Genomic DNA, 20,555 nt, shown 5'->3' on the forward strand with positions numbered 1-20,555 from the left:
GGACTGGTCTAGTGGCTGGTCGTCGTCGATGACCAACCATCGACCTGCGCCTCGGCCTTCGGCGCTTTTTTCTTGGCCTTCGACTTTGATTTCTTCGTCTCGGAAGATGGGCTGGGTGACACGACCGGAACCTGCCGCTTGGCGGCATCGCGAACCTGGATGGTCGGGTCCATCGACGTCATCTGGAAGATGTCGCGGAAGATGCCCGGCGCAACCAGCGAGAACGGGTTGACGATGACTTGCGGGGCATTCGTTTGCCCTTGCACCGCGAAGGTCATGCCAAGAACACCTTCACCCTGCGTGCCTGACAGGATCTGTCCGATCACCGGAATGTCGCCGAGCGCACCGTTGATGCCTTGCAGCGGAATATACGTGCCGCCGATGCTAACCCGCTTCGTCCGGAAATCGACCTTGCCGCGCAGCGTCGCGCCGAGCAGCGGCCCTTTCAGATAGGCTTCCTGCAACACGAATTGTCCGTAGCCGACAGAAAACGGCGCGCGCATTCTATTGAAATCGAACACTTCGCGAACAACGTGATCATTGCTGCCGATCGCAGGGCGGCCGCTGTCGGCGCTGCTTGCTAGTTCCGTAATGACTGGATCGCCCAAAATCCTGAAATTATCGACGACGAGAAGGCCGGTCTTTTCCGCCGGTCCCGAACCGTCAAGCGCCACGTCGAGACGCATCCGCCCGCCCTGCATGTTCGGATAGAAGTTGACGAGCTTCATCACCTGCCCGGCATCGCTCGACGTCACGATCAGATGTCGCGAGCCCGTGCTTTTATCAAGTGCCGCAACGAAATTGCCCCCGCCATCGAGCGTTCCCCGGGCGTCCAGGCTCGACAGGTTGCCGTTCCGCATTTCGGCTTCCAACTTGAGATTGCGCAGCGACACGTCCGAACTGCCAATGACGTTGGTCAGCGTGATCGAAGCATGCGAGCCGCCCGAAGCAGCCTTTGCCGTGCGATCCGGACCGTCCCCGACGCTGAAGAGCGATTTGAAGAAATTTCGGCCGTCGTAATTCGAGCCGTTGATGTTGACCGTCCAGAAGTCGTCCTTGCTGCGCGCCCCGTTGATATCGAGTTTCGAAATGACGTTGAGGTTGAGATCGGGAAACTCGAATTCCTTGATTTTGTTATCGGGGCCGAACACGACCTTGCCGTCGGCCGCGATGTTGTCGCTCAGCACCTTGAAATTCTGCAGCTCCGTGTCGCCGTCAGGCGTCTTCACGACATCCATATCGAGCGACGCCGTCCGGCCGGGCGCCTTGCGCCACTGAAGCTTGTCGAGCGTCATCTCGGCGCCGGTCAGATCCGCATGCACCTTGATTGCAGGCTCCGGCCGATCGCCCTTCTGGTACGTCACCTCGACGGGGACGACGCCGTGCACCATGTTGTTGACGTCGAGCCCGAGCTGCGTCCGGTCCGCCTCGTCAAGCTTGGCGACGATCTTGAGCGGTGGCTGGTCACCGGCATCCGGACCGAGCAGCCGCTGTCCCACGACTTTTGCCGGAACACCATTGACCAGAAGATCGCCCTTCGCATCGAGCGATGTTGCCGTGAGATTGAGGTCGAGCGAAAAGTTCTGCACGTCGAAGCGCCCGGCAACCTTGCCGAAACGCCCATCCGTAATGCGCGCCTTGCCGGTAATGGCCATGTCGTCGCCGCTGACGCCGTCATAGAATGGCATTTTAATCAGGAACTGCGCATTGACCTTGCCTTCGCCGGCTTTCGGCAACGGTGAAGCATCGCGAACGGCTTTGATCGGAAGCTGCTCAAGCGCTTCGATGAAGGGACCGAGATCACCGGTCGCTGTGAGCGCGATCTCGCCGTTCGGCCGCGGCGACAGAATATTGTCCGTCGTCATGCTTCCATCTTTGAGCGGCACCTGCTTCCCGTCCGGCAGTGTCAGTGTTCCTTCTGGGACGGCAACCGACAGGATATTGTTTTCCAGATGGATCGAAGCCTTGGGAGCCGCGATAGGCGGGATACCCGGCAACGTCGTAAGGACAACGTTCTCCGCCTCGAAATCGGCATTGGCCCGTTCCGTTGCGGTCTGGACAGTGCCGGGCTCGATGCCACCGACGTCACCGTTCGAAAACTTCAGCGTCCCGCCTTTGAAATCGACGGACTTCACATTCTCGCCGAACCACTCCCGCGGCCCCGTCGCCACCGCCCGCGGCCATAGCGCCTTGAGCGTGTTGAGCGGCATCGGCGAAACATGGAACTCTGCCGACATGCTCTGGCCCTGTGGCCCAGCTTGCATCTTCGCTTTGACCGTCGCCTCGCCGCCGCCGCCCGCGAGTTGGAATTCGCTTAGATCGACGGAACCGCGCCGCGGAACGATCGTACCGGTCGCGTTCCACTTGTCGATGGTGACGGGGGGGACCTTGAACTCCGGCGCTTCAAAGACACCATTCTTGCCGTCGAGATTGAACTGCCATGTCGGCGGTTCCCCGCTCTTGGCGACATCCGCCATGTTGCCTGTGAACATGATCGTGCCGTCGGCCCATTTGACCGGGCTCGGCTTCAGTTCCCAGCGCTTCTGCTTGCCGTCATAGGCAAGCTTGAAGATACCGGCCGTAACGTCCATCGGCTGAACCATATAGGGCAGCCGCGCCCGGCCCTTGCCGACTTCGACAGAAAGGTCCGCGGCTTCGATATTGCCGACCGTCGAAAGATCTACGGTCGCATCGCCCGAAACCGGAAATTCAAAGTTGCCCAGAAGTGCGAGAGGTGGCGCCGCAGACGCCAGCGTCGACGGCACCAGACCGCGCACGGTCGCTTTGACCTCGAGCCGGCCCGTCTGTTCGCTTTCGTCCGTCAGGAACGAGAGCGACCACGGCCCGCGCGCAGACGCGACGGTGGCGCGCCCCGAAATCACGCTGCGCCTGGCCGCATGATCGAAATCGACACTGGCCTCGTCGATCCGCCAGGAACTGCGTTGTCCTTCGTAATCGACGACGACGGTGGCGTTCGAGATGCCGAATTCCGTCAAGTAAGACGTCGCATCGAGACGTTGCCGCGCCCGCCGCGAAGATTCGGTCAGCATTTTCGCGAGATTGACTTTCGTACCCTTCGCGCCGTGCTGCGGCACAATCGTTGTGGCCGAGACCGCGGCAGGTGCCTCGCCCGTCGCTGGCTGCACTCCCGCGTCAGTTCCGGGATGCAGCGGCATCGGTTTGGGAATGGCTCGCTCGAACACAAACCCGGATTGCTCCGAATAGGCGAGCGCAATAATCGGATCGATCAACTCGATGCGGGCCGGCACGATGCGGCCCCGCATCAGCGCCCCCATCGAGATATTCACGGCCGCGAGCGGCGACGACAGCACTACATCGCCGCCCTTTTCGAGCACGCTGACATCCCGCAGACGGAATTCGAGTTCTCCCGTCGGCCCGAGCCGCAGCTCCGCGCCATCGATCTTCACCGAGCTGGTAACGAGTTCAGCGTTGATGCCCTGCTCAATCGGAGCGACGACGAAATCGAACGCGATCGGGCCATGCCGCAAGCGCACATACAAGACACCAATAGCGATCGCCGCGAGCAGCGTAAGCGGCATCACGAGATAGAACATGACGCGGCACCCACGAAAGAAATGCTTGGCGCCCTTCGCCATCGCAGTGTCTTTCCGCGGCATGGGCGGCGGCGAGGCCGAGACCTCGCGCTGCGGGATGGCCGACAGGCGTTGCGTAGCGTTTTGCTGCGCGTTTTGGTCAGCGCCGCGCCGAACAGCAGCGCGCCCGCCGGTTACCGGTCTCGTCAACTCCGCTCCTCAAAACCCCCAACCGGCCAGTTGCGGGCCGGTCACCCGTACTGTAGCTCGGAACGAACAGAAAATGCTTTCAATAGAAGGTCTAAACTCTCTGGCCCCCTCTCAGGCATAAAGCCAGCTACAAGGGTCAAAAACGACAAAAGAAAGGCACTTTCAAGATGATCGAGGACGGCAAAAAGGCGCCCGACTTCACGCTTCCCGACGACACCGGGGAAAAGGTCCGCCTCTCGAAGCTCAAGGGCCACCCGGTGGTCGTTTATTTCTATCCCAAGGATGACACCTCGGGCTGCACACAGGAGGCCAAGGACTTCACCTGCCTCGCCGACGATTTCGCCGCGGCCGGAGCAGAGCTGCTCGGCATTTCACCCGACAGCCCGACCAAACACCAGAAGTTCAAGGCGAAACACGAATTGTCCATCCGCCTGCTCGCCGACGAGCAGAAAGAGGTCGCTCAAGCCTATGGCCTCTGGGTCGAAAAATCGATGTACGGGCGCAAATATATGGGGATCGAGCGTTCGACGTTCCTCATCGACGGCAGCGGTAAGGTCGTCAAAAGCTGGCGCAAGGTGAAGATACCTGGACATGCCGAAGAAGTTCTGGCTGCCGTGCGCGCGCTCAAAATATAACCATACTGGGCATAATCGTCGCGACCGTTGATCTTCCGCCACACTTCTCGCTCAAGAGAGTGCCTCGGAACGTCGCGCCGGGGAATTTCCAGTGGAAAGCCTCCGGCGACACGGTGGACCAACGTTGGAAAAGTGCTACGCGAATCAAACGCGCTCGTCGCAAAGCGATTATGTGATGCGTTGAGTCGTTTCGGGTGCGGATTGTTGCTTAAGTTGTGTCAGAGGGAAGTCCGAGCATGTTGCCAAATTTCCGCCGTTCCGAGCCTGAGTTGTCGAAGTCCCCGACGCTGGCATCCGCTACATCTGAAACGGCCGCGCCGACGCCTCCCGCCCCGGTGTTTCAGCCCCGTCCATTCCTGACCGTTCCCCGCGCCGCTGCCGAGGGTCCGAAATCGGTCTCGGTGATTGGCGCCGACCTCACCATCACCGGCAATCTCATCTGCAAAGGTGAAGTCCAAGTCGACGGTATCGTCGAAGGCGACATCGAAGGTAGCAATGTCGTCATCGGCGAGGAAGCCACGATAACAGGCAGCATCACCGGTGATGAAGTCATCGTCCGCGGCCACGTCGTCGGAACCGTCCGCGGCAAGCGCGTGATGCTGCAGACCACCAGCCAGGTCGAAGGCGACATTTTCCATCAGTCGCTGTCGATCGAACAGGGCGCCTTGTTCGAAGGCAAGTCGCGCCGCACCAAGGACGATCCGCGCACGGCAGAAATCAAGGCGGAGCCAATCGGCTTTGTCATCCCGGCGCAGCCGCCTGAATTGCCGAACTGAAAGATCACAAAAGTTTACACGACCCCAAACCCCCAGAGGCCCTTCCCCCAGAGGGCTTAACTTCACCTTTCCGGCCGCCTGTTTGTACCGTTTAGTCGGCGGCCGGAAAGGCTTTCAAATCCCATTTTTCAGAAGCTGCGCGCCAAGAAGACGAGGCTACCGTCCGGCCCGGTCCGCTCGATCTCCTCAAAGCCGTTCCGATTGTAGAAGCTGACGTTCGCAGACCCTGCGCTCGTCACGACGTGCACACCCGGCGCATCCGCCGCCTTGGCATCGGCGATAAAACAACTAATCAGCCGCCCCCCGATCCCGCGATTGCGAAACTCAGGGCTGATGTTGACGTGGAGATGCGCCGGATAGCGCTTCGTATGCGCTCCGAGCATCGCGAAATACGGAATATCGCCAAACCGCGGCGTCCTCGCCGGATCGTCGATCGTGCCGACGAGATAGCCGACGATCCTGCCGCCGCCATCTCGCGCCAAATATGCAAACGCCGGATCGTGGACCAGATAACGCCCCAGCCACCGCTCGCGGAACGCAGCTCGCGCTTCGTCGCTCGGAAACGTTTTCGTGTTGCTCGATTCAAAAAATATGCGGTCGATCTCGGCCACCCTCTCAGGCGTCAGATCGACATCGCGGTATCGGCAAATCGAAACGGTCTCGGACATTCCCGCGCCTTAGCACATGGCGCGAAAGTCCACATCCCAATCAACCGGCAGCGTCGACCGCCGCCACGAGCTGTCTGCGGAACGTCGGCGGCAGGTCATACGGAATAGCCTGCTTGAACGGCGGCACATCGTTCGACGCCTTGACCGTCGGGTTCGGCGAAATCGTGCTCGCCGGATTTGCCCCGCCGTAGTTCGGGCTGAACGGCTGGCTCGGATCGTCCGGCAATTGCCGGATCGTTGCCGCAGGTGCGGCCTGCACCGGCAAACCATCACTCTCCATCTGCACGGCCGGCCCCTGCGCAACGTAAGCCGTCGGCGTCGTGCTCGCGGAATAGCTGTTGCCTGTATTGGCGCATCCGCCCGCCGAAAGCGCTGCCGCTCCGGCTGCAAAAGATGCAAGCACCGCGCGCACGGACGGAGCCGCCGGACGGTGAAAAGAAAACGCGGACATCACATACGCCTTCGTCAACGCAACAAACGCTACGCAAGTTCAACAGTTGTCCGGGATTGAAACAGCCAGGCGTTAAAGGCGCCCTAACGGCCGCCAGCTTTTGAAGCCGCTTGGGTTGCCGAGGTCTCTAAGAAAGCTTGGCTGCAGCCGGGATCAGCCCCGACGCCAGGATGCCATTGAACAGCGCCTGCACCGCGATAGCCGCTAGCAGAATTCCGAACACGCGAATGAGCACTCGTTGCGCCGTGATACCGAGGACATGGTTGAGTTGATTGGCCATCATCAGCAGAACCAGCGTGATGATCATCACCACGGCAAGGGTGATGGCGACGACAGCCAACCCCAGCGGCTCGCCGTGGACGTTGGCGGCCAGCAGGATACCTGCGCTCATTGCGCCAGGTCCTGCGAGCAACGGCGTCGCCAGAGGAAAAACCGCAACGTCATCGCGCGATTGTGCTTCCGCACCTTCCGGAGCCGTAAGTTTTATCGATCCGCCCGGCCGCGCAAAAATCATGTCGAGCGCAATCAAGAGCAGGATCACGCCGCCCGCCGCCTGCAGCGCCGCCAGTGACACGCCGAGCTGGCTGAGGATCGGACCGCCCAGCAGCGTAAAGAACGCCAGAATCCCGGAGGCGATCAGCGTCGCCCGCACCGCAATCGCCTGACGCTCGGCGTAGGCCATCTTTGGCGTCAGCGTCGCAAACAACACCGCGGCTTCGATTGGTCCGACCGTAGCAAAGAACGTCGTGAAACTTTTGAGGGCTATCTCAAGCATACGGCGACGCTACCTTCCAATCGAAACAGCCATCGACACAGCCGTTGACGCACATCCAGTCAGCGGTCCGCTCAGCACTTCGGCAGAAATCGCCAGCACTCGAATAATGCGTTTGCTAACAATGTATTTTCGCACATCTTCGCAATGGACAAGGAACGAATCTCACTTGATCATCATCATTCTAGGGAGGGCGCCCAATCACCTAATTCAAAGGAGATTGCTACGTGACCGAACGGGAAATGTCTTGCGATAACGGTTTCCGGGCTCAACTTGCAGGGTTCAGCCTGACGACCGCTGAAATTCTCTACCGTCTTCCAGACCATCCTTCGCTGCTGCAAAGCTATATCTGGCAGGAATACGACGCCGCCCCGCGTTTTCCGAAACTCAAATCATTCCTCGATTTCTGGGTCGCCAAACTCGAAGGCAAACTTTATCGCGTGACCGTAGCCCATTCCGAATTAATACGGCCGCGCGAATTACGGCTCATCGGAGCGGAATTGAAGCTGCATTGAGTCTCGGCGTTCGCGAGTGCGAGAGAGAGCGTTTTATATCTATGGCAGAACGCTGAACGAAAGCGGTCTGCCTTTCCGACTGCCACAATGAGCGCATGATTCTTCGCCTCTGCAAGCAGATCAAAATCGACTTTACAAAAGGGTAAGTACCTCCTCCTTACCGCTTCGGTTTAGCTTCGCGCCGTCGCACGAAATATCTCATTGGGTGGGACTAGATCGCAGCCGACATACACTTGGATATGCGTTAGCGAGGCATCTCGCAAACGGTGCGCTCCAGGCTGTCTCGACGGGATCAATCGAGGAGAAAATCATGAAGTTTTTGCTGGCAGTCGCCACAGTGGCGACACTCGCTCTCGGCTCTCAAATCGCAAATGCCGCTCCGAGCGTCGCTGCGCTCGACGGCGTTCACGGCTCAAGCCTCGTTCAGAAGACGGGCTACTATCATCGCCATCGTCATTGCGTATGGCGCCACGGCCACCGCCACTGCTGGTGGCGCTGAGCTTCGGTCGCCCCGAAACTCAGTTCTTGAGGCGGCGCGCAAGCGCTGCCTCTTTTTTTGGAATTTTCATTTCTCTGTTTTGACAGGAATGACGACGACCACGGCCATGCCCGGCGACATCGGCTCGAACGAAAGATCGCCATTGAGCTGAGCCGCGAGCATGCCCATCAGACGATTGCCGATGCCGCCGTTCGTGACGGTTTCGCTTCCAACGCCATTGTCCGCGATGGTGAGCCTGTACTGCAATCCGACGCGTTGAAAATGGACCGTAATATGTCCTTGGCGCTGTTCTGGAAACGCATGTTTGGAAGCGTTAGTAACAGACTCGTTGATGATCAGCCCAAGCGGCACAGCCTTTTCCAGACTGATCGAATGGCTTTCGACCTCGCAATCGAGCGCGATGGGCCGCATCGCGAGCCGCGAAAGGCGAAGATCTGCACAAAGCTCGCCGATATATGCCCTGGTATCTACGACGACCCGATCGTTATGAAGCTCCAGTCGGCGATGTACCCGCGCAATTGTCTGAACACGTTCAGCCGCCGATGCCAGCGCCTCGCGCGCCTCAGGGTTGGCGGACCGAGACTGAAGATTGAGCAACGTCACGACATTGGCAAAATCATTGCGCGTACGATGCGCAAGCTCGTTCAAAAGCAGATCGCGGTCCCGGACGGTGTCGCGCGCCTCCTCTTTTTCCGCCGCTAAAGCCGCAAGGCCGTTGTGCAGAGCCTCAACGACAAACGAAATCGCAAAACCGATAACGATAAAAAGGATCAACGCAGCTTGATCGCCGGTCTCAACAACGTCGAGTGAGTGGCGCGTTGGAAGAAGAAAGTATGCACAGGCTGCCGCGCTCAGCACGGTGGCAAGAAATCCGTTCCCGCGGTCGAACAGCGTGCCGCAAACGAATACGACGGGGATAAATATCAGAAAGGGATATCGATCGACCATTGTGCCTTCGAACGCGACCTGCACTGAAACTGTCAGCGCAACGAGAAGCACAGTGATCGTATAGCGTAGCGCCTTCGGCACAGAGCGGGCAGCAAGAGCAGCCCGGTGAATAGTAGCGACCCAAGTATCCATGCCGATCAATACGCTCCCGCCGCCAAAATCGTTCAAGTTGTCATATAGGACGTTCCAACGCCCGTCTCGCAATGCAACCGAGAGCGCTTCACCTACGTTAACAAGCGTCAGCGTCAAGATTTCCTCCCTGTCGGCATAACTTTTTTGACGCCAGCCACGATGGGCGTTAAGTCGGGTCCGTCAGCAGCGTGACGCGCGACGAGGGAGGGGAAATGCATCTGTGGTTGCGACTATTGGCACTCATCGGCTTGATTACGCCGGCATCTGCGGCGTCCATGGACAAGACGCTGATGAAGCTCGAACCTGAAGAACGTGCGCATCAGGCGTGCATTCTGCGCGGCATGGACACGCTCAAGCGCGCCAAAAAACTGAAAAAGATCGACCGGCTGAAAACGAGCATTCTTTCCCGAGCGACATTCGACGGCGCCACCGTAGTCGCCAAGGGCGCGGCCGTTCGGGCCGACGGCCACTGGTATCGGCTCAAGTTCACCTGCACTGTTGGCGAAAACCAGATGACAGCCACATCCTTCACCTACGATCTCGGGACCGAAATTCCGGAAGACCGCTACGAAGACCTGGGGCTCTGGAAATAATGGCAATCGCCGACCTATACGAGGCTATTGAGTAATCGTTTGCACATTTGGCAAATTCGCGAACGAGCTTCGTATCGCTGCCTTCACGAGAAATGCCATGTTCACGACGCTGCGATATGTTTAACGGACGCGGTCTACGGATCGCTCTCCGAATGGAGTAGCACGCCGCAAGCTTTCGGAACGTATACACCGTAATTAGTCTTTTCGGCGGAATGTCGAGGACCCGAATCTTGCGCTAACCTTCAAGGCGGCCGCAAAAGCCAAATTCCGGGGGCCTTTCATGCGCGCCCACATATATCCGCTTGATGCAGTCCGCTTTTTTGCAGCGCTCTGCGTCATGCTCTTTCATCTGAGCTTTTACGATTGGGCATCGACGAACTCCGTCGTCGGCCAAATGTTCGCAAACGCGACGTCCTTTACGCAGGCTGCGCCCTATACATCGTTCGGCTGGGTCGGCGTCGAGATATTCTTCGTCATTTCCGGCTTTGTAATCGCCAATTCCGCCAACAATTCGTCGCCCATTGCGTTCCTCAAAAGCCGGGTGCTCAGACTCTATCCGGCCGCATGGATTTGCATTTGCTTCACAGTTGCAGCGTGGCTTCTCGCGGGCGGCGTGTCGGGACGTCATCTTAGCGGAGAATTCTTGCGCTCCATCACGCTTTGGATTTTCGGACCATGGGTCGATGGCATCTACTGGTCGCTCGCTGTGGAATTGGTGTTTTACGCGATCATCTTTTTCCTTCTACTCAGCAGCCGGTTCGATTGTCTGACGCATGTGGCGTGGGCGTTGACGACGATCTCAGGGGCATTTCTGATCTCCGTCAGTTTTGTCCCGAGCGCCCACAAATCCCATCTTGGCTGGCAGATCGTGGCGTATTCGGACGTACTGCAGCTCCGATATGGATGTTTTTTCGCTTTCGGAATCTGGATGTGGCTTTTTTCGAGGCGCACGCTGGGAGCAGTCAACGTGTTCGGCATGGTTTCTGCGTTTGCGATCTGTATTCTCGAAATCGTAAGCCGCTCACACGATATGGCAAAATGGGAAGTGCACCCCGGTGTTCCTGTTTCCCAAGTCCTGCCTGCCGCTGTGTGGATCGGCACGATCATGTGTATGCTGGTGATCGTCCGAGACGACAAGCGCTTCACACCAGTGTCGCCCCGGCTGCAAAATGCCTTCAAAAACCTGGGGCTGATGACGTATCCGCTTTATCTCATTCATTCCGTCGTCGGGGCCTTCTTGATCCGAGTGATGGTGCGATCCGGAATAAATCCTTGGATTGCTTTGACGATCGCTGTTCTGTCGATGCTGTCGCTAGCTTACGAAGTTTCGCGCTATGGCGAGCCGCCTGTTCGCAGACTGTTGCGCGCAGCATGGGAGCGTGGCGAAGCCAGCCTGCGGAGTGTGCAATCGGTGGCGTTCCTTTTCAGATCCGGCGGCCGTATCGCGACGTAGAACCTCACGCACGTGAACCCGGAGCCGGGACACACGCACGAGAATAAATTTTTGCCTGCGAATATCGGCGGCCGATTGCGCCGCCTCGCTAACCAAAGGCTTTGAAACCTATCGCGATCTGTCGCGCGCTTTGATTTAAGATCGACAAATCGCCCCTCGATGAACGTAGCAGTACCGTGACACGGACAACGACCATAATTCTCATCCTGCTCTCGACGCTATTTGCATGCGCAGCGTCGGCTGAAGAATTGGCGTACACGTGCAATTATCAGCTTGGCTCCGAAGCGGAAGCGACCCGAAGAAAAATCGGATCCGCCATCATCGCCATCAACATTGCCGCCAAAACCGCCAGAGTCGATTTCGGCAAGGGCTGGTTCAAGACTATGACACTTCTGGTTGACGGCACGGATGTTAAGGAAACGTCTCCACCAGCAAGCGGCGACGAACTCGGCTTTTTCTATTTCGACTTGGCAGCCAACAGCGGCGGCTTTTCGGGTGGCGGTAAAAATCGCGAATTTTTCGACTCGTGCGTGCGCACCAAAATCTCTGACATTGTCGCCCAATCAAACCGAGCCGCGGGCGCGCCACGACAATCCGAGCCAATTCCAGGCCAGACGGCAGCGCCATCTACTCAGAAGGCCGAGCCGAACATCGAACCAAAGCTCGCCGCTAAACCTGAGCCAAACGAGGCAGCACCGCCATCGCCGCTGTCAACGTCGCCAAACATGCCTTCTGCACCTGCGGCGACGGACGAAGCCAGAGTCGAAGAGAAAGGCGGCAAAAACCTTGCGGCAGGCACGCCCACTCCGCTGCCTGAACGCAATCTCGGCTCCGAGCCGGAGAAAAATGCGTCCGAGCCGCTCTCCGCCGCTCCCTCGCCAAGCCTAGCTGCTGCGCCTCCACCCTCGGCACAGCCGACGACCGGCGACGAACACGCCGCCTCCGGCTCGGCAAAGGCATCCGAGCCGCCGTCGGAACCACGTTCCATGGAATCGCCCCAAAGCGCACCAGAGCCAGCGCCCGCAACGCCGCCCGCAAGCGTGCCCGCCTCGCCTCCTCCGGCCGACGCCCAGACCGCGGCCGAGTATAGAGGTAACATCAGCGGCACTGCGAAAGCGCCGACCGCGCAACCGGAGCCGAGCGCTATTGTCGAATCCGAGAAAAACGCGACGGAACCAACGCCCGCCACACCGCCGCCAAGTGCCTCGATAGCAACTGCTGACGCCGCGCAAACTCCTGCAGCAAGTACCGGCACAGAAGAAAAGCCGTTGCTACACGCCCAGCCGTCGCCGAGCGCGTCCACCGAACCTGCTGTAGCGATACCGACCCCAGCATCAAACCCTGGAGCAGAGGAAAAACCATCGCCACCCACCGCTCCGCCGCCATCCGCCGAGTCGACGGTCGCCGCCGTGCCTGCCGTCGAACCCTGCCGGGAAACGCTCGATAGCGAAACCCATGGGGCAGCGATCACGTTCGCGAATGCCAGCGCGATCCTCTCGAACGATAGCGTGGCCGAACTCAGAAAAATTGCCGAGATCGCCCGCAGTTGCACGAACGTGGCAATAGAGGTTGGCGGTCACACCGACACTTTCGGCACCCGCCTCGGCAATCGTGAGTTGTCGCAGCGTCGAGCCGATGCCGTCGTCGGCGTCCTCGTTAGCGAAGGCGTCCCTGCCGAGAAATTGCGCGCCATCGGGTATGGGCAGGATCAACCGATCGCATCCAACGCCACGGCCGCCGGTCGCCGTCTGAACCGCCGCGTCGAATTCCACATCACGCCCTTCAAGACATCGGGCTAAGCGTTCATCTTCTTAGGCACTGCGTCTAACGTAGCGCACGAACCTCTATTCGCTGCGGGGCTCCAATAGCGTAAATATGCGGCGCGGCCGTTCGCGGCATCGGGCCCGCGAGACGCGGATTGTCCATCACTTCGACCACCTAACCGTTAAAGGTTGCGATCGTCGCGCCAAGGCAACTCCCCGGATGATGGGCATTGCGACGTCCGATTGAAAACACGTTTTCGCGCGCTGTACCGATTGCGCTTGCATAGAAGCAGCAATTTTTCTATTGTTTCTCCGTTCGAGCTTCGCTGAAAATGACTTGGCCTCGCCCGCGAAGTGCGCGCCTGACCGACGACCTTCCCAACAAATCTCGACTGTCAGTCCCGGCATTGTCGGGAATAATCGCGCATAAACTAAGGATTTTACCTATGCAGACTGGTACCGTGAAATGGTTCAATGGCCAAAAAGGCTACGGCTTCATCCAGCCGGATGATGGCGGTAGTGACGTTTTCGTGCACATCAGCGCCGTCGAGCGTGCGGGCATGAACGGCCTTAACGAAGGCCAGAAGGTTTCGTTCGATGTCGTAGCTGACCGCCGCAGCGGCAAGTCGTCGGCCGACAACCTGCGCGCCGCCTGATCTCCACAAAGATCGGGACTTGGCCAGCCCCTGCTGGCCACGAACACGAACCGGATCAACGAAACCCGCGTCTGCTCGGCCAGCCGCGGGTTTTTGTTTGCCCGTCAAAATTAAGGAACGATTTCATGGCTATGCCCCGGAAAGACCTGTCGAGTGCAGCAACCGTTAAGCTGCGAAAGGCTCAGGAAGCATCGCAAGCGATGAAAGAACACGAAGCGGAACGCCAAGCCGTTCGCGCCAAGACTGAACGACTTCGCGCCGAGCGGCTCGCCCGGGAAGCAGCCAATCCGCCCGCGACGAAAAAGAAACGCTAACGACGTTCTTCAAAAACGCCATAACATCACGACAAAGCGCCCCGAATTGTACTTGCTCTCAGCGCTGCTGATGGCGATGCTGCGCCGGCACATCACGTCGATGGCTTATTTCCTGCAGGATCAGCCGTAGGGAAAATACTGGATGCCATTCCTCGACAAGGACGGCATTGCCCTGCATTACGAGAGCATCGCGGGCGCGGCTCGTCCCATCGTCTTCATCCACGGTTGGTGTTGTGATCACACGTTCTTCGCACCGCAAGCCGCCTATTTCGCTGCACTCGGACACCGCATAATCGCACCCGACCTGCGCGGCCACGGCCAAAGCGCCAAGCCCGAGCAATCGTATCCGATCGCTGCCTTTGCCGACGACATCGTCTGGATGTGTCGCGAGCTGAACGTGAAACGCCCGATCCTCGTCGGACACAGCATGGGCGGGATCATCGCGTTCGACATCGCGACGCGCTATCCTGATCTTCCGGCAGCCATTGCGATGCTGGATGCTGCCATCGTGTTGCCGGATGCCGCGCGCGCAGCGGTTCCTGTGTTTCTGGAAAGCTTGGAGGGCCCAGACCCAGCGAAGGCACTGCGCGACTTCGTTGGAACGGTGTTCTTCATCCCGACCGACGATCCGGATCGGAAACGCCGTATCCTGGACGTCATGGCGAAGGCCCCGCAGCACGTCATGGTGTCGGCCTACCGAGGCCTTGCGGACTATAATGCGGAAACAACGCCGAGCCGCGTCGCCGTCCCCTCGCTCTATATCGTCGCCGACGAGCCCTCGGCGCGAACCGACATGGCGCGCCTCCAAATGCTCATTCCCGATTTACATATCGGCCGGACGGTCGGATCAGGCCATTTCTGCCAACTCGAAGTGCCCGATCAAGTCAACGCCATGCTTTCGCGCTTCATCGCGACAGCAGTGCTCCCCGACTGAGCTGATCAACGCCACAGCCAACGCCATCGGCGGCCGGCTCCGCGTAGCGGAGTCGCCGATCGCAAACCAAAAATCCATCGGCGGCCGGTGGAGACGATCATGCGCCGACGGCCGGCTCTGCGAAGCAGAGTCGGAGGCGCCAATCAAACAAGGGCCAGGGCGGCGGGGCCTCGCTCTCATATCTTGTTGTACTTCGGATGCAGCCTTCGCCGCCCCGGGACAGTGCCAAGTCTTGTTCATGCACCCAGCGGCGGCCGAACCGGCATTCCGGGGCACTCGCAACCTGAAAGGAAGCGAGCTTCCTTTCGAGCCGTGAACCCACCATCCTCCCGTGCATCTCGAGTTGGAGCGGGAGTTGAACCGCGATACCACGCCATGGTGGTCCGCTCGCGGCCGGCAGGGATCCCCAGGCGCGCCGATATCGCTGGCGGCCCGGCACGCTCCCATCCGCACGCAAAACCCCATGCTCGAGTTTCGCGCCCTTGCAAGTCGCGGCGGGATGAGAGGGAGTATGCGGGAGCGCGAGAGAGCGGGGATAAGTTTGATCGCAAATTATTTCCGCTCAGCGTAAAGACGATTGCCCGGACGTCGCGTATCGTGCCGCAAACCAAGGGAGCGCCCGCCATGGACCTCACGCACTGGATCTGGCTCGCGACCGGCGCCTACGGCGTCCACGCTTTCGAGGAATTCGAGCTCGACTGGCGCAACTGGGCGCGCGCCGTCATCAAGCTGCCGGTCGAATGGCACGACTTCTACGTCGTCAATTTCCTTGTGATCGTGCTCGGCATCGTCGCGGCGGAACTCGCGACCGCGATGCCGGGCGTGGCGCTCGCGTTCCCGGCGCTGATGCTGATCAACGCCGTCTTCTTCCACATCGCGCCCTACGTCGTGACGAGAGGACGCTTCTCGCCGGGACTGATCACCGCCGTGCTGCTGTTTCTGCCGATCGGAACGATCTGCTACGTCGTCGCGAACGATGCGGGCGTGCTCGACACCACCAACCTCATCGGATCGTTCGTGCTCGCAGCACTCCTGATGGCCATGCCGATCGTGCTCCTGCACATCAAGTCGCTGGCATATTTTCGGCAGGACCGACCGTGAGCTGAGCGACAGCCGGTTAGTTGCGTGCGCGCCCTTGCAAGTCGCGGCGGGACGAGAGGGAGTATGCGGGAGCGTGAGAGAGCGGGGATAAGTTTTTTTACCCGTCACCGCTCCAACAAAGGAATTTGCGGCGCGGCCGTTCGCGGCAGCAGGCCAGCGAGGCGCGGATCGTTCTCCACCTCGACCATAAAGGCATAGGGCCGAAAGCCGGACCGCCGATAGAACGCCAATGCGTCCGGATGATCGAAGCTGCAGGTGTGCAGCCACAGCCTGCGAATGGGATGCGCCCACGCCGTGTCGATTGCGAAATCCATCATGAACCGGCCCGCGCCTTTGCCGATCGCATCTTTGACAACGCCGAACCACGTAATCTCGCACTCTTGATCTTCACGAAAATCCAATTCGAGCAGACCGATGCGCGCGTCGCCGTCGTGCAGGACAAAAACTTCGATGCCCGGATCGCTGAGGACGGCCGCCAACGCCTCATCAGTCAGCCGGAGGCGCGACCACCACAACCAATCTTCACCGACGGCGCGGAACAACGCGCGATAAGCATCGAGATCGGGGGATCTCCACCGCGATATCGCAAGCGACGACGAACCATTCGTGGCGCGCGAGGGCGTCGGCCGCTCGCACATCTCGACGAATGTCACGGCATTGACCAGCTTCCCCGCCGGTATCGGCGAATAGCCGTCTGGAAGTAGTGGGTTAGGAGTTTCCATCGCGGGAGGGTATGGCGGAACGCGACGGCGCAGGCAACGCGTCCAGCGGTCTCGGCAGACGGCGGGTCCAAAGCGCCCGCGAGTCGAGCGCGCGGCGTCTTGGCGACAACCGCGCGCCTCTTGCGATCACTACTCGTTCTTACCCTTTTCGCCCGTGCTCGCACCCAATGTTCCGCTGTCAGGCGCAGCTGGACCGGTATTGACGACAGCGGGAGGCGTCCAGCTGCCGTACATCGGCGGCAGGATCGACGGCGGCGTTTCCTTCGGCCAATACATTCGCATCATGAGCAGGAACTCGCCCTTCGGCGACGGCAGCCAATTCGCTACCTTGTCGCTCCCCGGCGACGCATGCTGGAAGTACAGCGTCAACGAACCGTCATCATTGAACTTCGGATTGTCACGCATACTAACCGTGAACTTGTTGAGCGGGTTCGGGTAGAACCAATAACCGCCGTCGTCGTAGTACATCGTGATTGACCAGAAGCCATCGACCGGCGGAGTTTGTCCCTTGGGGAAGGTCACCGTATAGGCGTTGGCGCCATTCAAAGGCCGGCCGTCACCGTCCATTTTCGCGACCGGATAGATGGCATCTTTGGATAGATTGGCCGGCCAACCGACAGCGGCGATCAAGGCGCGTTGGGCGTAATTGGTCCCATATGACCCGGCAGACGCTGGGATAAGCCAGCCGTTCTCTATTTTACCGCCCGTCTTCTGCAGGGCCATGATTTGGTCGTAGCTGATCTTCGGTACATCCGTCAGCGCTGCCTGCACGGCCGGATCGAGCTTTGAAATGTCGAATGGTTGACCTGGCACGAGACCGATTTTCGCCATCTCAGCGACGATGGCCTTATCCTCGGGCAGCGGCGGCGCTGCGCCTCCCATCAGCGTTGCCATCATGTTGAAGTAGGTCGAGACGTCCATTGCATTGATGACGTCCTGAGGCTTGTCCGTCATGCTGAAGCCCGGGTTGGAATCCACTTTTCCCGGAGGCGGCGTGTACGGCTTTCCGAATGAACTCAGAGGAACCAGCGAGTACTGCGCCTGCAAAGCGTTGACCGCTTTGTAATCCTCCTCGGTTCCATCAGCGTAAGTGCGCCCGAGGATCACCAGATAGCGCGTCGGCGATTTTATCTCAGTCATGTTCGCCGGCACGGTGCCGCTCCAGCCGGGGCCGGTGATCAAATAATTTGCAGCTTTTCCACCAGCCGTGCGCGCGCCGGGCGAGTCAATCACCGGCATCCAAAGACTGTACATTGGGAAGAGATAGTATCGCTTGCCCATGTCCGGGTGCGAAAACACCATCGGCTCGGCGCCGACGTCGGCCCAAGCTAATGAATAGAGAGTGTCAGCATTGGGAGCTGAAACGCCGCGATAGTCGCCAGGCGGGTAACGTTTTACGTTCGTAAAGTGCCCCATCGGCGCGCGAAGCTCTTTTGCTTCGGCAACGTTGGTCATTTGTACGCGCGTGACTTCAGTCGTGATCAGCGAATATCCGTAAATATATGCGTCTGTCGCGATCGCGCGAGCCTGTTCCGGGGTAAGAGGTTCAGCCGCGCGTGCTGAAGTTCCACCGAAGAGCAAACAAAAAGCAGCCACGGCGGCCAAGCAATTTGCGAAGCGGTATGCGACTCTCTCGTATTTTGACATTGAATTTTCCTATCTGAAAAACCGGCGTTATTCCGCCAAGCGAAGCGGAATTTCGGCGTGGAGGATGCTTCGCCGATGACCGCGTCGCGGTGATCGACATATGGGGAAATCTCAGTCGTCGAATTTGGAAAGTGTCGGCAGATCGCCTAGCCGCCCGAGCAGGCAGCGGGATCAATATCGATAGTTATGTGATTGGGTGGAGATCGCGGATCAAAATGCAGCACGGGCCGAGGAACGCCTCGGCCGAAATGACAACCCATCCCCACCTCCCGTCGGATAGGGTAGCGCCGCACCCATCTCAACTTTAGCATATGATTTTCGCAAGATCAGCCGACGGATGAAAAAAAATTGCTTTGGTAAAATCATGCGAAGGTAGGGCTGCCTTGGGTCATAACAGGACATTCATCAACACGAATTACCCCATCCCCCACCACACGCCCCCACTCCACACACCCACCTCCTCGCCGCCCACATCCCCGGCCACCGCCAGTTCCACCAGCTCCGCGTAAACCGCGCGCGTGCACAGCGCTTCCAATCTCCCGCGCACGAGCACGTAGGGCTTCAGCCCGCCGTCGGGTCCGCTCGTCTCGAACCGCAGCGGATGCTCCGCATCGACCGTTACAACGTCATCGAGGTTGGTGCGGAACGTCAGCCGCTGCGCTTTCCCCTCGCCCTCGGCCGCCATCTCGACGGCGAGGAACGGCGCATCCTCGACGTGAACGTCGACCTTCTCCGCAGGCGTCACGAGATACGTTCGTCCGTCGTCGTCCTTTCTCAGGATCGACGCGAACAGCTTGACGAGCGCGATGCGTCCGATCGGGCTCCCCTGATAGTGCCACGTCCCGTCGCGTCGGATCGCCATGCCGATGTCGCCGCAGTACGGCGGATCCCACTTTTCCACCGGTCTTATGCTCGACGCGCCACCTTCTGACGCCGCCCGCAAAAGCGCATCCAATCCGCCCGGTCGTGCGTCAGAATTTCCATTCCCGGACGCAACTTGCAGTTTTTCATTCGGCATTTCTGCCCGCGCCCTCAAGGTGCCTTCAGATGCACCTCATCCTAACGTAACATTCACTTGACCCTATGAGGGCTGGGCAGGATCGTCTAGGCTGATGCTTAAGGCCGAGTACGCAGCCGCTCGGCCATTGTTTTGTAAGGCGAATTCGCCACCAAGAATGACAAGAAGCAGCTGCGCGAGGCCCCCTTTATGAGCACTGTCGTCGAAACGCATACCGATATCGTGCCCCGGCTCGAAGCCGCTGCCGAGCGCGTACAGCGCGCCCACAAAGCGGCAGCCAGCGTCATATTCGGTCAGGATCAGGTGATCGAGCGGACGCTCATCACGATCTTGTCCGGCGGGCACGGCCTTCTGATCGGTGTTCCGGGTCTCGCCAAGACGCTGCTCGTCGAAACGCTCGGCCGCGTGCTGGGCCTCGACGCCAAGCGCATTCAGTTCACTCCGGACTTGATGCCGTCCGACATCATCGGCTCCGAAGTCCTCGAAGATGAGCCGGGCCGCGGCCGCGCCTTCCGCTTCATCAAAGGTCCGATCTTCACGCAGCTTCTGATGGCGGACGAAATCAACCGCGCTTCGCCGAAGACGCAGTCGGCGCTGCTGCAGGCGATGCAGGAGCATCACGTCACGGTTGCCGGTCAGCGCCACGATACGCCCGCGCCGTTCCACGTGCTCGCGACACAAAACCCTCTGGAGCAGGAAGGCACCTATCCGCTGCCCGAAGCCCAGCTCGACCGCTTCCTGCTGCAGATCGACGTGACCTATCCCGATCTCGTCGCTGAGCGGCGCATGCTTTACGCCACGACCGGCACGGAAACGCCGAAGCTCGAAACCGTCATCTCGGCACAGGAACTGATGGCGACGCAGCGCCTCGTCCGCCAGATCCCGGTGCCCGATAAAGTTGTCGAGGCCATTCTGAAGCTCGTGCGCTCGGCGCGCCCGGGCACCGGAGCGAACGCCGATACGGATAAGTTCGTCGCCTGGGGCCCCGGCCCGCGCGCCAGCCAGGCGCTGATGCTCGCCGTCCGCGCCAAGGCGCTGATCGACGGCCGCCTCGCCCCGTCCGTCGATGACGTCATCGCGCTCGCGGAACCGATCCTGAAGCACCGCATGGCGCTGACATTCGCCGCCCGCGCCGAAGGCGAAGATCTGAATCATATCATCGCGCGTCTCGCGGCGGCTGTGGAGTAGGTGCGG

Annotated in this window: 20 protein-coding genes; 12 read left to right on the forward strand and 8 right to left on the reverse strand. The window is 59.6% G+C overall.

Features of this window, described 5'->3' with window-relative positions; translation table 11 throughout:
• Positions 1–8: 8 nt before the first annotated feature.
• Complete coding sequence (locus RLW55_RS19595) at positions 9–3,764, reverse strand: DUF3971 domain-containing protein (RefSeq protein WP_423415137.1); 3,756 nt, start codon at positions 3,762–3,764, stop codon at positions 9–11.
• A gap of 167 nt (positions 3,765–3,931) precedes the next feature.
• Here RLW55_RS19595 and bcp point away from each other — a divergent pair, with 167 nt between their 5' ends.
• Both bcp and RLW55_RS19605 read left to right on the forward strand, forming a co-directional pair.
• On the forward strand, positions 3,932–4,399 hold the full coding sequence (gene bcp, locus RLW55_RS19600; RefSeq protein ID WP_423415138.1) for a thioredoxin-dependent thiol peroxidase: 468 nt from the start codon (positions 3,932–3,934) through the stop codon (positions 4,397–4,399).
• A 236-nt stretch (positions 4,400–4,635) separates the two neighbouring features.
• Positions 4,636–5,175, forward strand: coding sequence for a bactofilin family protein (locus RLW55_RS19605; protein WP_414462087.1), 540 nt, complete (start codon positions 4,636–4,638; stop codon positions 5,173–5,175).
• A 128-nt stretch (positions 5,176–5,303) separates the two neighbouring features.
• On the opposite strand, the gene RLW55_RS19610 is transcribed toward RLW55_RS19605, so the two are convergent.
• The 3 genes from RLW55_RS19610 to RLW55_RS19620 form a co-directional block, all read right to left on the reverse strand.
• A complete protein-coding gene (locus RLW55_RS19610; RefSeq protein WP_423415139.1) occupies positions 5,304–5,843 on the reverse strand; it encodes a GNAT family N-acetyltransferase in 540 nt (179 codons plus the stop codon).
• A gap of 40 nt (positions 5,844–5,883) precedes the next feature.
• Positions 5,884–6,294 carry an adhesin gene (locus tag RLW55_RS19615; RefSeq protein ID WP_423415140.1) on the reverse strand — a complete coding sequence of 137 codons (411 nt, stop codon included), beginning with the start codon at positions 6,292–6,294 and terminating at the stop codon, positions 5,884–5,886.
• A 127-nt stretch (positions 6,295–6,421) separates the two neighbouring features.
• A complete protein-coding gene (locus RLW55_RS19620; RefSeq protein ID WP_409562589.1) occupies positions 6,422–7,069 on the reverse strand; it encodes a MarC family protein in 648 nt (215 codons plus the stop codon).
• A 224-nt stretch (positions 7,070–7,293) separates the two neighbouring features.
• Between RLW55_RS19620 and RLW55_RS19625 the strand changes: the two genes are divergently transcribed.
• Together RLW55_RS19625 and RLW55_RS19630 are read left to right on the forward strand one after the other, a co-directional pair.
• Complete coding sequence (locus RLW55_RS19625) at positions 7,294–7,581, forward strand: usg protein (RefSeq protein ID WP_414462084.1); 288 nt, start codon at positions 7,294–7,296, stop codon at positions 7,579–7,581.
• 310 nt (positions 7,582–7,891) lie between these two features.
• Entirely contained in the window at positions 7,892–8,080 is a 189-nt protein-coding gene (locus tag RLW55_RS19630) for a hypothetical protein (RefSeq protein ID WP_409562587.1), read from the forward strand.
• A gap of 66 nt (positions 8,081–8,146) precedes the next feature.
• On the opposite strand, the gene RLW55_RS19635 is transcribed toward RLW55_RS19630, so the two are convergent.
• Entirely contained in the window at positions 8,147–9,277 is a 1,131-nt protein-coding gene (locus tag RLW55_RS19635) for a sensor histidine kinase (protein WP_423415141.1), read from the reverse strand.
• A gap of 95 nt (positions 9,278–9,372) precedes the next feature.
• On the opposite strand from RLW55_RS19635, the gene RLW55_RS19640 reads away from it, so the two are divergent.
• The 7 genes from RLW55_RS19640 (at position 9,373) to RLW55_RS19670 (ending at position 15,974) form a co-directional block, all read left to right on the forward strand.
• Positions 9,373–9,753, forward strand: coding sequence for a DUF930 domain-containing protein (locus tag RLW55_RS19640; RefSeq protein WP_013946719.1), 381 nt, complete (start codon positions 9,373–9,375; stop codon positions 9,751–9,753).
• A 280-nt stretch (positions 9,754–10,033) separates the two neighbouring features.
• The gene (locus RLW55_RS19645; protein ID WP_423415142.1) at positions 10,034–11,206 is read left to right on the forward strand and encodes an acyltransferase family protein; all 1,173 of its coding nucleotides are present in this window, start codon (positions 10,034–10,036) and stop codon (positions 11,204–11,206) included.
• A 176-nt stretch (positions 11,207–11,382) separates the two neighbouring features.
• Positions 11,383–13,005: an OmpA family protein gene (locus tag RLW55_RS19650; protein WP_423415143.1), complete on the forward strand. Its 1,623-nt coding sequence runs from the start codon at positions 11,383–11,385 to the stop codon at positions 13,003–13,005.
• Between the two features lie 410 nt (positions 13,006–13,415).
• Positions 13,416–13,625, forward strand: a complete 210-nt coding sequence (locus tag RLW55_RS19655; RefSeq protein WP_414462079.1) for a cold-shock protein — start codon at positions 13,416–13,418, stop codon at positions 13,623–13,625.
• Positions 13,626–13,756: 131 nt separating this feature from the next.
• A complete protein-coding gene (locus RLW55_RS19660) occupies positions 13,757–13,939 on the forward strand; it encodes a hypothetical protein (protein WP_414464597.1) in 183 nt (60 codons plus the stop codon).
• Between the two features lie 142 nt (positions 13,940–14,081).
• Complete coding sequence (locus RLW55_RS19665) at positions 14,082–14,873, forward strand: alpha/beta fold hydrolase (RefSeq protein ID WP_423415144.1); 792 nt, start codon at positions 14,082–14,084, stop codon at positions 14,871–14,873.
• Positions 14,874–15,497: 624 nt separating this feature from the next.
• A complete protein-coding gene (locus tag RLW55_RS19670; protein ID WP_409562581.1) occupies positions 15,498–15,974 on the forward strand; it encodes an HXXEE domain-containing protein in 477 nt (158 codons plus the stop codon).
• Between the two features lie 104 nt (positions 15,975–16,078).
• Here RLW55_RS19670 and RLW55_RS19675 read toward each other — a convergent pair whose 3' ends face one another.
• The 3 genes from RLW55_RS19675 to RLW55_RS19685 all read right to left on the reverse strand — a co-directional run bounded on the left by RLW55_RS19675 (position 16,079) and on the right by RLW55_RS19685 (position 19,361).
• Entirely contained in the window at positions 16,079–16,696 is a 618-nt protein-coding gene (locus RLW55_RS19675; RefSeq protein ID WP_414462076.1) for a GNAT family N-acetyltransferase, read from the reverse strand.
• Between the two features lie 129 nt (positions 16,697–16,825).
• Positions 16,826–18,151 (reverse strand): DUF1254 domain-containing protein, encoded by a 1,326-nt coding sequence (locus RLW55_RS19680; protein WP_423415145.1) that lies wholly within the window; start codon positions 18,149–18,151, stop codon positions 16,826–16,828.
• A gap of 607 nt (positions 18,152–18,758) precedes the next feature.
• Positions 18,759–19,361 carry a DUF1285 domain-containing protein gene (locus RLW55_RS19685; protein ID WP_423415146.1) on the reverse strand — a complete coding sequence of 201 codons (603 nt, stop codon included), beginning with the start codon at positions 19,359–19,361 and terminating at the stop codon, positions 18,759–18,761.
• 189 nt (positions 19,362–19,550) lie between these two features.
• On the opposite strand from RLW55_RS19685, the gene RLW55_RS19690 reads away from it, so the two are divergent.
• On the forward strand, positions 19,551–20,549 hold the full coding sequence (locus tag RLW55_RS19690) for an AAA family ATPase (protein WP_013946707.1): 999 nt from the start codon (positions 19,551–19,553) through the stop codon (positions 20,547–20,549).
• Positions 20,550–20,555: the final 6 nt, after the last annotated feature.

Origin of the sequence: Hyphomicrobium sp. B1 (genome assembly GCF_049532635.1) — a bacterium.
Classification (GTDB): domain Bacteria; phylum Pseudomonadota; class Alphaproteobacteria; order Rhizobiales; family Hyphomicrobiaceae; genus Hyphomicrobium_B.

Excerpts from the sequence above, each read along its gene's own strand:
- RLW55_RS19680 (WP_423415145.1), bottom strand. The coding sequence starts at position 18,151 with ATGACCAACGTTGCCGAAGCAAAAGAGCTTCGCGCGCCGATGGGGCAC.
- RLW55_RS19640 (WP_013946719.1), top strand. The coding sequence starts at position 9,373 with ATGCATCTGTGGTTGCGACTATTGGCACTCATCGGCTTGATTACGCCG.
- RLW55_RS19675 (WP_414462076.1), bottom strand. The coding sequence starts at position 16,696 with ATGGAAACTCCTAACCCACTACTTCCAGACGGCTATTCGCCGATACCG.
- RLW55_RS19630 (WP_409562587.1), top strand. The coding sequence starts at position 7,892 with ATGAAGTTTTTGCTGGCAGTCGCCACAGTGGCGACACTCGCTCTCGGC.
- RLW55_RS19665 (WP_423415144.1), top strand. The coding sequence starts at position 14,082 with ATGCCATTCCTCGACAAGGACGGCATTGCCCTGCATTACGAGAGCATC.
- bcp (WP_423415138.1), top strand. The coding sequence starts at position 3,932 with ATGATCGAGGACGGCAAAAAGGCGCCCGACTTCACGCTTCCCGACGAC.
- RLW55_RS19620 (WP_409562589.1), bottom strand. The coding sequence starts at position 7,069 with ATGCTTGAGATAGCCCTCAAAAGTTTCACGACGTTCTTTGCTACGGTC.
- RLW55_RS19615 (WP_423415140.1), bottom strand. The coding sequence starts at position 6,294 with ATGTCCGCGTTTTCTTTTCACCGTCCGGCGGCTCCGTCCGTGCGCGCG.
- RLW55_RS19690 (WP_013946707.1), top strand. The coding sequence starts at position 19,551 with ATGAGCACTGTCGTCGAAACGCATACCGATATCGTGCCCCGGCTCGAA.
- RLW55_RS19685 (WP_423415146.1), bottom strand. The coding sequence starts at position 19,361 with ATGCCGAATGAAAAACTGCAAGTTGCGTCCGGGAATGGAAATTCTGAC.
- RLW55_RS19660 (WP_414464597.1), top strand. The coding sequence starts at position 13,757 with ATGCCCCGGAAAGACCTGTCGAGTGCAGCAACCGTTAAGCTGCGAAAG.
- RLW55_RS19610 (WP_423415139.1), bottom strand. The coding sequence starts at position 5,843 with ATGTCCGAGACCGTTTCGATTTGCCGATACCGCGATGTCGATCTGACG.
- RLW55_RS19605 (WP_414462087.1), top strand. The coding sequence starts at position 4,636 with ATGTTGCCAAATTTCCGCCGTTCCGAGCCTGAGTTGTCGAAGTCCCCG.
- RLW55_RS19655 (WP_414462079.1), top strand. The coding sequence starts at position 13,416 with ATGCAGACTGGTACCGTGAAATGGTTCAATGGCCAAAAAGGCTACGGC.
- RLW55_RS19645 (WP_423415142.1), top strand. The coding sequence starts at position 10,034 with ATGCGCGCCCACATATATCCGCTTGATGCAGTCCGCTTTTTTGCAGCG.
- RLW55_RS19670 (WP_409562581.1), top strand. The coding sequence starts at position 15,498 with ATGGACCTCACGCACTGGATCTGGCTCGCGACCGGCGCCTACGGCGTC.